This is a genomic window from Mesorhizobium sp. Z1-4, assembly GCF_004000235.1.
GTDB lineage: Bacteria > Pseudomonadota > Alphaproteobacteria > Rhizobiales > Rhizobiaceae > RCIO01.
The window spans coordinates 69,180-82,478 of record NZ_RCIO01000007.1; the positions used below are offsets into that span (position 1 = coordinate 69,180).

Genomic DNA, 13,299 nt, shown 5'->3' on the forward strand with positions numbered 1-13,299 from the left:
CTCAGGCGGGGCGGCAGCGGGGAAGCCATGAGCGAAACGACAGCCACCCGACAGCGCCCGGTATCGCCGCATCTGCAGGTGTACCGACTGATCCCGACAATGATGATGTCGATCGTGCATCGCATCGTTGGCGCAGCACTTTATTTCGGAACGCTGCTGGTGGCCTGGTGGCTGATCGCGGCTGCGATCTCGCCGGCCTATTTCGATTTCGTCAACGCGATCTACGGCTCGTTTCTCGGCCGGCTCGTGCTCTTCGGCTACACTTGGGCGCTGCTGCACCACATGCTGGGCGGTGTGCGCCATCTGATCTGGGACACCGGTTCGATGCTCGAAAAACATACCGCCACGAAGATGGCTTGGGCCACCTTGGCTGGCTCGGCAACGCTAACGGTGCTCGTCTGGATCGCCGGCTACGCCTCACGGGGGATGTGATGAGCGACATGCGCACGACATTGGCCCGCGTTCGCGGGCTGGGCTCGGCCAAGGAGGGCACGGAGCATTTCTGGCGGCAGCGGCTGACAGCACTCGCCAACATCCCGCTGATTCTGTTTTTCGTAGGGTTGATCGTGGCGCTCAATGGCGCCGACCATGCCACGGTGGCGGCCACGCTCGGCAACCCGCTGGTTGCCGTGGTCCTGATCCTGGTGCTTGCCTCCGCGCTTTATCACATGAAACTCGGCATGCAGGTGATCATCGAGGACTATATTCACGGCGAGCTGCTGAAGATCGTGCTTCTGGCGCTCAATGTCTTCTTTCCCATCGTCGTCGGCGCGGTCTCGGTGTTCGCGCTTCTCAAGCTTGCATTCGGAGGCTGATCACAGTGGCCGCTAAGGACAGTTCAGCCGCGGGCAACGGCGCTTATACCTATGTCGATCATTCCTTCGACGTTGTTGTCGTGGGAGCCGGTGGCGCCGGCCTGCGTGCCACGCTCGGCATGGCAGAGCAGGGACTGAAGACCGCCTGCATCACCAAGGTCTTTCCGACGCGATCGCACACGGTCGCCGCGCAGGGCGGCATTGCCGCATCGCTGAAGAATATGGGCCCGGACCACTGGCAATGGCACCTCTATGACACGGTGAAGGGCTCCGACTGGCTGGGTGATGTCGACGCAATGGAATATCTCGCGCGCGAAGCCCCGGCGGCCGTTTACGAGCTTGAGCACTACGGCGTGCCGTTTTCGCGCACCGAGGACGGTCGCATCTATCAGCGGCCGTTTGGCGGCCACATGCAGAATTTCGGCGACGGGCCGCCCGTGCAGCGCACCTGCGCCGCTGCCGACCGCACCGGCCACGCGATCCTGCACACGCTCTACGGCCAGTCGGTCAAGAACAAGGCGCAGTTCTTCGTCGAATATTTCGCCATCGACCTGATCATGACCGACGGTGTCTGCACCGGCGTCGTGGCCTGGAACCTCGACGACGGCACCATCCACCGCTTCGCCGCCAAAATGGTGGTGCTGGCGACCGGCGGCTACGGCCGGGCCTATTTCTCCTGCACCTCGGCGCATACCTGCACGGGCGACGGAAACGGAATGGTTGCCCGTGCGGGTCTGCCGCTGCAGGACATGGAGTTCGTTCAGTTTCACCCGACCGGCATCTACGGCGCCGGCTGCCTGATCACCGAGGGTGTGCGCGGCGAGGGCGGATATCTCGTCAACTCAGAAGGCGAGCGCTTCATGGAGCGTTACGCGCCTTCGGCCAAGGACCTTGCCAGCCGCGACGTGGTTTCGCGCTGCATGACGATGGAAATCCGCGAAGGCCGGGGTGTGGGCAAGAACAAGGACCACATCTTCCTGCATCTCGACCATCTGGATCCCGCAGTCATCCATGAGCGGTTGCCGGGCATCGCGGAATCGGCGCGTATTTTCGCCGGCGTGGACGTGACGCGCGAACCGATCCCGGTTCTGCCGACGGTTCACTACAATATGGGCGGCATACCGACCAATTACTGGGGCGAGGTGCTGAACCCGACCAAGGCAAATCCGGATCGCGTCGCACCCGGCCTTATGGCGGTGGGCGAAGCGGCCAGTGCATCCGTGCATGGCGCCAACCGGCTCGGCTCCAATTCGCTGATCGATCTCGTCGTCTTCGGGCGCGCGGCGGCCATAAGGGCCGGCCAGGTGATCGACCGTGAGGCGGAAGTGCCTTCAATCAACGAAAGCGCGGTCGAGCAGATCATGACCCGCTTCGACAAGCTGCGCCATGCCTCGGGCAACACGCCGACCGCCGCGCTGCGCGGCAAGATGCAGAAGGCGATGCAGGACGATGCCGCGGTGTTCCGCACCTCGGAATCGCTCAAACAGGGCTGCGAGCGCATTTCAGACATCTGGAAGGAGCTCGACGATCTCAAGGTCACCGACCGCTCGATGATCTGGAATTCCGATCTGGTGGAAACACTGGAGCTGGAAAATCTGATGGCCTGTGCAATCACGACCGTCTACGGCGCGGAGGCACGCACCGAAAGCCGCGGCGCGCATGCGCATGAGGACTACCCCGACCGCGACGACAAGAACTGGCGCCACCACACGCTGGCCAAGGTGAACGACAAGGGCAAGGTGACGCTGACCTACCGGCCAGTTCACACCGAGCCGATGCTGAAGCCCCAAGATGGCGGCATCGACCCGGCCAAGATCGCGCCCAAGAAGCGCGTTTACTGACGATGGCGTTGGCGTCGGCAGGTTATTCAGGCGCGCCCCTTCCGGCCAAGCTTGGCCTGAAGGATGGCATCGATGTCGCATTCATCGCGCTGCCGCGCGAGTTGGATGATCTGGCGGCATGCCGAAGCTTCGCGAGCTCCAAACGGCTTGAAAGCTGGGACGCGCTCGCCGGCCAGTCGCTCGCCTTTGACGTTATTCACGGCTTCACGCACCGGCGTGCCGAGCTCGAAGATGCGCTGCCCGACGCCCAGGATGCCATTCGCCGCGACGGCATGATCTGGGTTTCCTGGCCTAAAAAGGCTTCGAAAGTTCCGACCGACGTGACCGAGGACACCGTGCGCAACGCCGCGCTTCAACTCGATCTGGTAGACGTGAAGGTCGCCGCGATCGACCATGTCTGGTCCGGGCTCAAGCTGGTCATCCGAAAGGACCGCCGTTAGATGGTTGAACTCACGCTTCCCAAGAATTCCAGGGTCACCGAAGGCAAGGTCTGGCCGAAACCGGACGGCGCGTCGAACCTGCGCGAATACAGGATCTACCGCTGGTCGCCGGACGACGGCAACAATCCGCGGGTCGACACTTATTATGTCGATACCGACGATTGCGGGCCGATGGTTCTCGATGCGCTGTTGTGGATCAAGGACAATGTCGATCCGACCCTGACGCTACGCCGCTCCTGCCGCGAAGGCATCTGCGGTTCCTGCGCGATGAATATCGACGGCACCAACACGCTCGCCTGCACCAAAGGCATGGATGAGGTGAATGGTTCGGTGAAGGTCTACCCGCTGCCGCACATGCCGGTGGTCAAGGACCTGGTTCCGGACCTTTCGGTGCCTTATGCGCAGCTCTCCTCCATCGAACCCTGGCTGCAGACCGAGACGCCGGAGCCGGCCAAGGAATGGCGGCAGAGCCATGAGGACCGGCAGAAGCTCGATGGTCTCTACGAGTGCATTCTGTGCTTCTGCTGCCAGACATCCTGCCCGAGCTATTGGTGGAATGGCGAGCGTTATCTCGGCCCGGCCGTATTGTTGCAGGCCTATCGCTGGCTGATCGATTCCCGCGACGAGAAGACCGGTGAGCGGCTCGACAATCTGGAAGACCCGTTCCGGCTCTACCGCTGCCACACGATCATGAACTGCACCCAGGCCTGCCCGAAGGGGCTGAACCCGGCGAAGGCGATTGCCGAGATCAAGAAGATGATGGTGGAGCGTCGGGTTTAGCCGCCGCCCGTTCATGATCTTTCTCTGATTGCCCGTCCTCGGACTTCGTCCTGCGGTTGGGCGGCTATGAACTGCACCCAGGCTTGCCCGAAGGGTCTGAACCCGGCGAAGGCGATTGCCGAGATCAAGAAGATGATGGTGGAACGGCGGGTTTAGCCGCCGCTCAAGCCAGCTCGCCTAGCGCGGTATCAGGTCCGGCGGAAACGGCTCCAGCAGGAAAATGCCGAGTTGCGTGGACGAACGCCACCGAACATGAGCATTGCCGACCTTGATGCCTGAAACGGTGAGGTGAAAGCGCGTCGGTACACCGAGCGTGCTTTCGATGTCGAGGCATGCCCCGTTGGGCGATTGCGGACGCTCGCATCGAACGCCCCGTAACCGCTATTGAAATGCAGCACCGCCTCGCGCCTCACGCGACGGCGTCGATCTGCACGCCGCTCCTCGAGTGGAGGTCCCGAGGTGGGGCGTTCGATTACAGGACGCCTTGTACCAAATTGAACAACATTGGACATTATCCACCCCCCGTTTCTGTTACTACCGGAAATATAATGCAATATAGATGCCAATATTTCGGCGATTATAACACAATCTTAAATATACTATTGGTTGCAACCCTGGCGACTAATACTCTGTTGCGAACCGTGGAAGTGCCGTCAGTCGCGCGCCAAGCTCATGATCGTTTCGGTCAGTTTGTCCGGCTGCGAGAAGTAGGCCGAGTGGCTGGCAGCGATGCTTTCCACGCGCTCCGGCGGGCTCGCCTCGATCAGCCGATCCTGGAGGTTAAGCGAGACAGCGCGATCCTCCGTCAGCCTTATGTAAGCGCGCGGCACGGTGCCATAACGCTCCGGCGTTAACCTCAGCGCCTCGCCGGCGGGGCGGAGTGGCTCGCGGCACAGGAGCGCGTGGGCGAGCGCCACATCCTCATCGCTGCAGTCGGCATAAAGCGCGTCGCGATAGGCCTCCGGCCGCAGCCAGTCCCAGAGTTCCGTCATGTTGAGGTCCATATTGGCCGGGATCAGCGAATCGCGGTCGGTCGGCGCCCATTTGGCGACGCTGTCGCCGGCCGGCAGCATGAAAGAGGCGAGGTAGATCACGCGCTCGATGCGATCAGGATGCTTTTCTGAGAGCGCGGAAGCGAGAATGCCGTAGCGGCTGTGCACGACGATCGTTGTTTTGCGCTCCGCCGGCACGTGCGCCTCGGCTGCTTTCACCATCGCTTTGAGATCGATCGTCGGCAGAAGTGCCGGATCGCGTCCCCGGCCTGGCAGGTTGACCGCCGAAACCGAACCATGCGCGCGCAGGCGCGGCAAAACCTTGAACCAGCACCATGCGCCATGCCAGCTGCCATGGATGAGAAGGAAGTGTGTCATGTGAAGATGCCCCTGTTGAAGAGGCCACCCAACTATTGGCGCGGAATGCCGGCCGCCACCCGATTCCGGATCGCACGAGAATTGGTGCAGGGCCGGCGCTTTCACACAAGCCGCTGGTTCTCTCACGCAAGCGTGTAAGCCAGTGATTTGAACGGCGAAAAAGCAGTGCTAGTTTTCGCTGCGAAACCGGAGGTTCCCCGATGATCCGCAATACCGCTTACGCGCTTCTGCTCGCCACGGCAGCAGCACTTCCTGCAACCCAGCCCGCCTCGGCGCAGATGGAGGTTGCGATCTTTGCCGGAGGTTGTTTCTGGTGTGTGGAAGCCGATTTCGACAAGGTGTCCGGCGTGGTGTCCACCACTTCGGGCTATATCGGCGGGCGGACCGACAATCCAACATATTACGATCATTCGTCCGGCGGTCATCGCGAGGCGGTCAGGATCGAGTTCGACAATTCACGCGTAAGCTACGACATGCTGGTGGCGGCCTTCTTCCACTCGATCGATCCGACCGATGGCGGCGGGCAGTTCTGCGATCGGGGCCACAGTTACACGACAGCGGTCTACGCCACGACCGATGCCCAGAAGGCGTCTGCAGGGAAAGCAAAAAGCGCCGCCGCACGCGAACTCGGCGGCAATGTGGTAACCGAAATCGCCTCGGCGCCTACCTTCTGGGCGGCGGAGGACTACCACCAGAACTATTACCGCAAAAATCCGGTGCGCTATAAATATTACCGCAATGGCTGCCGGCGCGACGCCCGGCTTGAGCAGGTGTGGGGCGAAAACGCGCTCAAGGGCATCAAGGGGAGCTAGGCGGCCGGGACTACCCCCGCCGCAGGCGCTCGTCGGCGATGTCCTTGGCGATGTCGTTGGTCGGGCGCCCGAGTTGCGCGGCACGCTGGAAAATCGTGTTCAGCGTCGCCGGAATTTCCTGCAGCGCCTTCAGCACCCTTTGCCGGTCATAACCGTCGGGGTCGAGTTCGCCCGCGACGTTGATCAGCCCGCCGGCATTCAGCACATAGTCAGGCGCGTAAAGCACGCCGCGCTGGATCAGGAGCCGGGCATCGCCATGTTTCGCGAGCTGGTTGTTGGCAGCGCCCGCGACGATCTTTGCCTTGAGCGACGGAATGGTCTCGGCGGAAAGCACCGCGCCCAACGCGCAAGGTGCGAAGATGTCGGCGTCGGCCGAGAGGATTTCATCAGCGCCTACGGCCTCTGCGCTAAATGTCGCGACAGCCTTTGCGACGCGCTTCTCGTCGATGTCGGACACGATGAGCTTCGCCCCGTCGGCATGCAGCCGCTCGCACAGCGCCCAGCCGACCGAGCCGAGGCCCTGAACGGCGATGCGCACGCCGCTCAGATCCTCATGTCCGTTGCGGAAGGCAAAGGCGGCCTTGAGGCCGAGATAAACGCCATGGGCAGTGACGGGTGAGGGGTTGCCGCTGCCGCCCTTCGTGGTGCCTGTGACATTGCGGGTGCGCTCGCGCAGATAATCGGCATCGGACAGCGACAGACCGACATCCTCGGCGGTATAATACTGGCCGTCGAGCTGCATCAGCATTTCGGCGTAGGCATCGAGCAGTTCGGGTGTCTTGTCGGTCGCGGGGTCGGCCCAGATCACAGCTTTGCCGCCGCCGAGCGAAAGGTTGGCGACAGCCGCCTTGTAGGTCATGCCGCGCGAAAGGCGCAGCGCGTCGGTCAACGCCGCGTCGAAATTCTCGTGCGGCCAGACGCGCGTGCCGCCGAGCGCGGGGCCGAGGCGAGTGTTATGGATTGCAACGATTGCCGTGAGACCGCGCTTTTCGTCCCGGCCGAGCCAGATGCGCTCGTGATTGTCGAACGCGTCAAGCCGTGAGGCCTGGTCCGTGATGTCTGTTACGGAGAGACCGGTATCGGCTTTGGGGCTTTTCAAGGCACGCGTCTCCACCTGCATCAGCATCGTGCATCCTCCCGAGATAGCGAAGCATGATGTCGATTTTAGTGCTTACGAGCCGTTTTTTGGTTGCGAAGTGGGCAGGGAAGGCGACGCAAGATTGCGTTTTGCGCCACCTTCCGATGTGAAAATTACACGATGCGCGCGTGATCAGGCCAGGCGGGCGTCCAGCGTGATGTTGATCGCGCCAAGCGCGCCTGAAACCGGACAGCCTGCCTTCGCCTTGGCGGCAAGTTCCTGGAACTTCGCATCGTCAATGCCGGGGACGGTTGCCGCCAGCGTCAGGGCGCTTTCGGTGATCCCGGTGCCGGGAATGAGGGTAACAGCGGCGCTGACTTCCAGCCTGTCGGCCGTGGTGCCGTTTTCGGCCAGAAAATGCGAAAGCTGCATGGCAAAGCAGCCGGCATGTGCGGCAGCGATCAGTTCTTCAGGGTTGGTGCCGGATTTGCCGGTTTCATCCTCGAAGCGCATCTTGAACGAATAGGCCTGTTCCTTGAGAACGCCGCTCTGGGTTTCCAGCGTGCCTGTTCCGCTCTTCAGATCGCCTTTCCAGACCGCATTGGCGTGACGTTGCATTTTTCTCTCCTCATGAAACGTTTCGGGCCGCGCTGGCCGCCGCTGCTAATCTAGTACAGCAGCAGGCGGCGGCCATCCCCGCGCGGCAATGAAAAGAGTGGGAGACGTCTCTGGTTTCGCGCTTATGGCCGGTCTTGCGGCGGTCGGCGGAAAAGGCCGAAGAGGGTTTGTCGCGGCGGCCTGTCGCCGAACTGTTCGCGCCCTCCGCGCCGTTCGCCGGCCTGTGGCGGGCCTCGGCGTTCGCCGGCATTGGCCATGCGTTGGCCGGCAACGCGCTGCGGCGTGCCGCGATAGCAGCCGATCGTGTAGGGGTACTGGTCGGTCAGGTGGTAATGGTAGATTTCGCGCGCCTTGCCGTCCCACATCACGGTGTGGGTGTGGCCGTGGCAAGCGTCGAGGTCGGCATTGGTCAGCGCTTTGCCGCCTTCGCCGTGCAGGCCATAGATGCCGAAGCCGTCAAGCGCGTAGCCGACCAGGTCTGAATGGCCCGAAATGCCGGAGCGCGTGTCGGCAAGGCAGGGTGAGCGGTCGTGATAATGATACTGGCCGGCCTGCTGTGGGTGGCCGCCGCACTTGTCCTGGATTTCATGAGCCGGTGCGTCGCGGCCAGCGGCGTCGACGGCGTTGTAGATGGCGACGCCAGAGAGGGCGAAGCCGATCATACCCATCGGAACACAAGAGGGGCTGGCCGCAAGCTGAGGGTCGGCTGGCAGCCGCAGCATGATGTTCTGTTCGCGAATGCGGTTCGGGTTGCGGTCGTAGCTGTAGGCGTCGTCATTGCGGGCGATGGGAAAATTTCCCGTCGGGTGGTTCGGCAGGTTGTTTGCCGAGACGACGCGCTGATTTCCCTGCAGGGATACCGAAATGCGCGACGGCCAGGATACGCTGCCATCAACGGTCGGCTTTTCGGCGGGGTCGTAGGTGGAACCGGATATCCAGTCGCCGGTGCGATGCGCGCCCGGTGCGTTGGCATTGAAGCGCTGCTGGCACGACATGAGATAGTTGGCGCGCGGCGACGACGAGATCTTGCCGTCGCCGAGCGGGCGGTCGTGGGCCAGCGTCGGGGTGCCGGCGATGGCTGTCATCGCAATGGCGGTTGCGAGCTTTTTCATGGGCCTAACTCCTCTGGCGGACGCCGAAAAGCATCCGGCCAGAGGGGCGATCGGACAAGTTAAGCTTTGGTCACTCGCCGGTAAGGTTCCGGTAATGCCGGAGCCACATTGCGGTAAGTTGGCAGGCCTTAGATTGCTTCGCCCCTGAGCAGCCGCGGCGCATCCGGCGAAAGCCCTGAAGCCTGCCTGATGAAGAAATCCTTCAGCGGCGGCATACGGTCGACAAGACCGAGCCCGATATCGCGGAGCGCCCGCAGGGGGCCGAAATCGTTGGAGAACATGCGGTTCAGCACGTCGGTGGTCACGCCCATCTGAACCGTGTCGAAACGGCGCCAGCGCTGGTAGCCCTCCAGCACGTCGAGCGCGCCGATATCACGGCCGAGACGATCGGCGTCGACAATGATTTCCGCCAGGGCCGCGGCATCTCGGAAGCCGAGATTGAGGCCCTGCCCGGCGATGGGGTGGATGCCGTGTGCGGCGTCGCCCGCCAGAGCAAAACGCGGCTGCACGAAGTCGCGTGCCAGCGTCAGCCCGAGCGGCCAGGCGCGAGGCTTGTCTACGACTTTTATGTCACCGAGCTTCAGCCCGAAGCGCAGTTCGAGTTCGGCCTCGAACAGGACGGGCTCCAGTTCGACCAGCTTCTCGGCGTCTTCGGTCTTTTCCGTCCACACGATCGAGGACCGATTGCCTTTGAGCGGCAGGGTGGCGAAGGGACCGGCGGGCAGGAAATGCTCGTCCGCGCGGCCGTTGTGCGGCCGCTCATGCGCCACGGTGCAGACGATACCCGACTGGCCGTAATCCCAATGCATCGTCTTGATGCCGGCCATGTCGCGCAGCCGCGAGCGAACGCCGTCGGCCGCAACGAGAAGCCGCGTATCGAGTGTAATGCCGTCGGCCAGCTGCACGGCAACCGAGGCCGCTCCACGCTCGAAACCCGAAACGGCAACGCCCTCGATCAGGTCGATGCCCAGCGCGGCCGCGCGTTTGCGCAAACTGCCGTTGAGAACGACGTTGCGGACCATGTGGGCAAACGGCTCGCCAGGCGCGACATCTCCGCCGAAGGTCAGGAATACGGGGCGCACGGGATCGGAGGTTCGAGAATCGGTGACCACCATATCGGTGATCGGCTCGGCCTCAGGTGCGATCTCCTCCCAGGCGTCGAGCTGAGCCAGCATGCGGCATGCGGCTGCTGCGATCGCCGAGGCGCGGCCATCCTTCTTCCAAATGCCCTCGGGCGCGGCATCCACTATTGCTACGGAGAGCGAAGGCCGCGCGGCGCGCAGCGCGACAGCGGTAGCGAGGCCGACATAACCCGCGCCGGCAATGACGACATCGAAGGTCCGGTTGTTCATGCGGGCATCTCCTGCTTTGCGGCTGGCTTGCCTTGACTTGATTTGTGGCTTCCTGTTGGAAACCGCAACCCTACCAGCGCTAAAGGCCACACCATGACAGACGTGATGCGGGAACTCCTGTCCATTCTCGATCTCGAGCGGCTGGAACACAATCTGTATCGTGGTCGCAGCCCGCAGGTGGGCTGGCAGCGCGTTTTCGGCGGGCAGGTGATCAGCCAGTCGCTGGTGGCGGCGCAGCGCACGGTGGATGCCGAAGACAAGCATGTGCATTCGCTGCACTGCTATTTCATGCTGCCGGGCGATCCCTCGGTGCCGATTATTTACAATGTCGACCGCATCCGCGATGGCGGCGCCTTCACCACGCGCCGCGTGGTGGCGATCCAGCACGGCAAGGCGATATTCACGCTCGCTGCCTCGTTCCACCGCGACGAGGAAGGCGTGGAGCACCAGATGCCGATGTCGCTCGACGTGCCGCCTCCGGAAGAGCTGAAGACGCAGATCGAGCTGATCAACGATTCGAAGCTCGAAATCCCCGAGGCGATCCGCAGGTTCTGGGCCCGTGAGCGGCCGCTGGAGGTCAAGCCGGTCAATGTCGAGCACTACACAACGAGAGATCCGCTGCCGCCACGGCAAAGCGTGTGGCTGCGCATGACCGGCGACGTGCCCGACGACCGGGCGCTGCAAAGCGCGATCCTCGCCTATCTCTCCGACATGACGCTGCTCGACACGGCGAATTTCGCACATGGCCGCACCGGCTTCGACGCGCGGCTGCAGATGGCGAGCCTCGACCATGCGATGTGGTTTCACCGCCAGCACAAGCTGGACGACTGGCTGCTCTATTCGCAGGACAGCCCCAACATGATCGGCTCACGCGGCTTCTCGCGGGGGCTGCTTTATGCCCGCGACGGGCTGCTGATCGCCTCCGTCGCCCAGGAGGGGTTGATCCGGGAACGCGCGAAGCCCACAAAATAGGCACGATAGCTCATCTGCCTACACATTGAGCATCGTATATGCTGCGCTTGCGAAGGCATGGCGCTCTCGCTCACTTTTTCCTGTTTAATACCAGCAGCTTAGCGACCGTCCGTACGAACTGGCACGGCGCTTGAATGGCTGCAGCCACTTGCCGGCTCGTTCGCGCCGGTGATGCCGCAACCGCGGGAAGCCGCAGTCGGAAAAGGTGGAAACTCATGAAAATAGTGATGGCTATCATCAAGCCGTTCAAACTCGACGAGGTGCGCGAATCGCTCACCGGCGTCGGGATACAGGGGCTGACTGTTACCGAAGTCAAAGGCTACGGGCGTCAGAAGGGGCATACGGAAATCTATCGCGGCGCGGAATACGCCGTCAGCTTCCTGCCCAAGGTGAAAATCGAGATCGCTGTATCGACCGACATGGTCGACAAGGTCGTCGAGGCAGTCGCTGACGCGGCCAAGACCGGTCAGATCGGTGACGGGAAGATCTTCGTTTACGGGATCGACCAGGCGGTGCGCATCCGCACCGGCGAAACAGATGCCGACGCGCTTTAAGCGGGCCCAGCGGGTAATGGAGAAACCAATGACAATTCGTTCGACTATCGCGCCGCTTTCGCGCGCCGCCCTTCTGGGCACTCTGGCACTCGGCGCTTTCGGCACGACCGCCGCTTTCGCGCAAGAAACCGCAACCACCATGGACAAGGGCGACACCGCCTTCATGATGATCGCCACCGTGCTCGTTCTGTTCATGACGATGCCGGGTCTGGCGCTTTTCTATGGCGGCCTGGTGCGTGCCAAGAACATGCTGTCCGTCCTCATGCAATGCACGATGATCGCTGCCGTGGTGATGGTGGTGTGGGTGCTGTGGGGCTATTCCTTCGCCTTCGGCGGCAGCACCAGCCCGTTTTGGGGTGGCTTCGGCAAGCTATTCCTTGCCGGCGTAGGGCCAGACAGCGAGGCCGCGACCTTCACAGACGGCGTCGTGATCCCGGAATATGTGTTCATCTGCTTCCAGATGACCTTTGCCGTCATCACGCCTGCCCTGATCGTCGGCGCGTTTGCCGAGCGCATCAAATTCAGCGCTGTGATGCTGTTCACCGTGCTCTGGGTCACTTTCGTCTATTTCCCGATCGCACACATGGTCTGGGACGGGGCGGGCTACCTGTTCAACCTCGGCGCACTTGATTTCGCCGGCGGCACGGTCGTCCACATCAATGCCGGTATCGCGGCTCTCGTCGGCTCCATGATGGTCGGCAAGCGCATGGGTTACGGCAAGGACAACATGGCGCCGCATTCCATGACGCTGACCATGGTCGGCGCCTCGATGCTGTGGGTGGGCTGGTTCGGCTTCAATGCCGGTTCCAACCTCGAAGCCACGGCCGGTGCCGGCGTTGCGATGATCAACACCTTCACCGCGACCGCAGGTGCTGCCGTTGCCTGGGCAGCGATCGAAGCGCTGACGCGCGGCAAGGCTTCCATGCTCGGTGCGGCATCCGGCATCATCGCGGGTCTCGTGGCAGTTACGCCTGCCTGCGGCTCGATCGGTCCGGTTGGCGCCATCGTGCTTGGCGCGATTGCCTCGGTGGTCTGCTACTTCTTCGTGGCCGTGGTGAAGATCAAGATGGGTTACGACGACTCGCTCGACGTGTTCGGCATTCACGGCATCGGCGGCATCGTCGGCGCGCTCGGAACCGGCATCTTCACCGCTCCGGCACTTGGCGGCACGGGCGCGGAGGACTTCTCCATCGCTTCGCAGCTGTGGATCCAGTTCGTCGCGGTGCTCGTCACCATCGTGTGGTGCGGCGTGCTCTCGGCCGTCATCTTCAAGGTGGTCGATCTGATCGTCGGCCTGCGTCCGACGCAGGAGGAGGAAGCCACCGGTCTCGATCTCGCCTCGCACGGTGAAGTGGCCTACCACTCCTGACAAAGCCTTCCGGCCGGCGACATTCGCTGGCCGGAACGTCAATAACAGCTGCAACCGTAAACGGGTCCGGTTCCGCCGGGCCCGTTTGCTTTCATTCCGCTTAAGCAAATGCGCATGGTTAATGCAGCCTTAACCTTCCGCCGCCTAGTCTCCGGCTAGTTTCGGGCGCGCTCCAAGGCGCACCTG

The 13,299-nt window shown here is 62.6% G+C and carries 14 protein-coding genes; 9 read left to right on the top strand and 5 right to left on the bottom strand.

All coding sequences use genetic code 11. The features are described from left to right. The first annotated feature begins 27 nt into the window (after positions 1-27). From sdhC to EP165_RS18460, 5 genes are read left to right on the top strand one after another with little or no spacing between them, the layout of a single operon-like run. A complete protein-coding gene (sdhC, locus tag EP165_RS18440) occupies positions 28-432 on the top strand; it encodes a succinate dehydrogenase, cytochrome b556 subunit (RefSeq protein ID WP_127524321.1) in 405 nt (134 codons plus the stop codon). Next, positions 432-815 (top strand): succinate dehydrogenase, hydrophobic membrane anchor protein, encoded by a 384-nt coding sequence (sdhD, locus tag EP165_RS18445; protein ID WP_127524322.1) that lies wholly within the window; start codon positions 432-434, stop codon positions 813-815. The genes sdhC and sdhD overlap by 1 nt, the downstream gene beginning before the upstream one ends. Positions 816-820: 5 nt before the next feature. Continuing rightward, positions 821-2,656: a succinate dehydrogenase flavoprotein subunit gene (gene sdhA, locus EP165_RS18450; RefSeq protein WP_127524323.1), complete on the top strand. Its 1,836-nt coding sequence runs from the start codon at positions 821-823 to the stop codon at positions 2,654-2,656. 2 nt (positions 2,657-2,658) lie between these two features. Then, on the top strand, positions 2,659-3,096 hold the full coding sequence (locus EP165_RS18455; protein ID WP_127524324.1) for a DUF3052 family protein: 438 nt from the start codon (positions 2,659-2,661) through the stop codon (positions 3,094-3,096). After that, positions 3,097-3,876, top strand: coding sequence for a succinate dehydrogenase iron-sulfur subunit (locus EP165_RS18460; protein WP_127524325.1), 780 nt, complete (start codon positions 3,097-3,099; stop codon positions 3,874-3,876). Positions 3,877-4,529: 653 nt separating this feature from the next. Here EP165_RS18460 and EP165_RS18470 read toward each other — a convergent pair. Then, complete coding sequence (locus EP165_RS18470) at positions 4,530-5,246, bottom strand: alpha/beta fold hydrolase (protein WP_127524326.1); 717 nt, start codon at positions 5,244-5,246, stop codon at positions 4,530-4,532. A 200-nt stretch (positions 5,247-5,446) separates the two neighbouring features. Here EP165_RS18470 and msrA point away from each other — a divergent pair, with 200 nt between their 5' ends. Next, positions 5,447-6,058, top strand: coding sequence for a peptide-methionine (S)-S-oxide reductase MsrA (gene msrA, locus EP165_RS18475; protein WP_127524327.1), 612 nt, complete (start codon positions 5,447-5,449; stop codon positions 6,056-6,058). A gap of 10 nt (positions 6,059-6,068) precedes the next feature. On the opposite strand, the gene EP165_RS18480 is transcribed toward msrA, so the two are convergent. The 4 genes from EP165_RS18480 to EP165_RS18495 all read right to left on the bottom strand — a co-directional run bounded on the left by EP165_RS18480 (position 6,069) and on the right by EP165_RS18495 (position 10,218). Next, positions 6,069-7,184, bottom strand: a complete 1,116-nt coding sequence (locus EP165_RS18480; RefSeq protein WP_127524328.1) for a Leu/Phe/Val dehydrogenase — start codon at positions 7,182-7,184, stop codon at positions 6,069-6,071. A 144-nt stretch (positions 7,185-7,328) separates the two neighbouring features. After that, positions 7,329-7,754, bottom strand: coding sequence for an OsmC family protein (locus EP165_RS18485; RefSeq protein ID WP_127524329.1), 426 nt, complete (start codon positions 7,752-7,754; stop codon positions 7,329-7,331). Between the two features lie 122 nt (positions 7,755-7,876). Further along, on the bottom strand, positions 7,877-8,866 hold the full coding sequence (locus EP165_RS18490) for a YHYH protein (RefSeq protein ID WP_206075945.1): 990 nt from the start codon (positions 8,864-8,866) through the stop codon (positions 7,877-7,879). A gap of 128 nt (positions 8,867-8,994) precedes the next feature. Further along, positions 8,995-10,218 (bottom strand): ubiquinone biosynthesis hydroxylase, encoded by a 1,224-nt coding sequence (locus EP165_RS18495; protein WP_127524330.1) that lies wholly within the window; start codon positions 10,216-10,218, stop codon positions 8,995-8,997. 93 nt (positions 10,219-10,311) lie between these two features. On the opposite strand from EP165_RS18495, the gene EP165_RS18500 reads away from it, so the two are divergent. The 3 genes from EP165_RS18500 to EP165_RS18510 all read left to right on the top strand — a co-directional run bounded on the left by EP165_RS18500 (position 10,312) and on the right by EP165_RS18510 (position 13,113). After that, positions 10,312-11,190: an acyl-CoA thioesterase gene (locus EP165_RS18500; RefSeq protein ID WP_127524331.1), complete on the top strand. Its 879-nt coding sequence runs from the start codon at positions 10,312-10,314 to the stop codon at positions 11,188-11,190. 215 nt (positions 11,191-11,405) lie between these two features. Further along, complete coding sequence (locus EP165_RS18505; protein ID WP_127524332.1) at positions 11,406-11,744, top strand: P-II family nitrogen regulator; 339 nt, start codon at positions 11,406-11,408, stop codon at positions 11,742-11,744. A 28-nt stretch (positions 11,745-11,772) separates the two neighbouring features. After that, the gene (locus EP165_RS18510; protein ID WP_127524333.1) at positions 11,773-13,113 is read left to right on the top strand and encodes an ammonium transporter; all 1,341 of its coding nucleotides are present in this window, start codon (positions 11,773-11,775) and stop codon (positions 13,111-13,113) included. The last annotated feature ends 186 nt before the right edge of the window (positions 13,114-13,299 follow it).

What these genes read in the sequence shown, in the direction of transcription:
- EP165_RS18500 (WP_127524331.1), top strand. Translation starts at nt 10,312, where the DNA reads ATGACAGACGTGATGCGGGAACTCCTGTCCATTCTCGATCTCGAGCGG.
- msrA (WP_127524327.1), top strand. Translation starts at nt 5,447, where the DNA reads ATGATCCGCAATACCGCTTACGCGCTTCTGCTCGCCACGGCAGCAGCA.
- EP165_RS18460 (WP_127524325.1), top strand. Translation starts at nt 3,097, where the DNA reads ATGGTTGAACTCACGCTTCCCAAGAATTCCAGGGTCACCGAAGGCAAG.
- EP165_RS18505 (WP_127524332.1), top strand. Translation starts at nt 11,406, where the DNA reads ATGAAAATAGTGATGGCTATCATCAAGCCGTTCAAACTCGACGAGGTG.
- EP165_RS18470 (WP_127524326.1), bottom strand. Translation starts at nt 5,246, where the DNA reads ATGACACACTTCCTTCTCATCCATGGCAGCTGGCATGGCGCATGGTGC.
- EP165_RS18510 (WP_127524333.1), top strand. Translation starts at nt 11,773, where the DNA reads ATGACAATTCGTTCGACTATCGCGCCGCTTTCGCGCGCCGCCCTTCTG.
- sdhD (WP_127524322.1), top strand. Translation starts at nt 432, where the DNA reads ATGAGCGACATGCGCACGACATTGGCCCGCGTTCGCGGGCTGGGCTCG.
- EP165_RS18455 (WP_127524324.1), top strand. Translation starts at nt 2,659, where the DNA reads ATGGCGTTGGCGTCGGCAGGTTATTCAGGCGCGCCCCTTCCGGCCAAG.
- EP165_RS18490 (WP_206075945.1), bottom strand. Translation starts at nt 8,866, where the DNA reads ATGAAAAAGCTCGCAACCGCCATTGCGATGACAGCCATCGCCGGCACC.
- EP165_RS18495 (WP_127524330.1), bottom strand. Translation starts at nt 10,218, where the DNA reads ATGAACAACCGGACCTTCGATGTCGTCATTGCCGGCGCGGGTTATGTC.
- EP165_RS18485 (WP_127524329.1), bottom strand. Translation starts at nt 7,754, where the DNA reads ATGCAACGTCACGCCAATGCGGTCTGGAAAGGCGATCTGAAGAGCGGA.
- EP165_RS18480 (WP_127524328.1), bottom strand. Translation starts at nt 7,184, where the DNA reads ATGCTGATGCAGGTGGAGACGCGTGCCTTGAAAAGCCCCAAAGCCGAT.
- sdhC (WP_127524321.1), top strand. Translation starts at nt 28, where the DNA reads ATGAGCGAAACGACAGCCACCCGACAGCGCCCGGTATCGCCGCATCTG.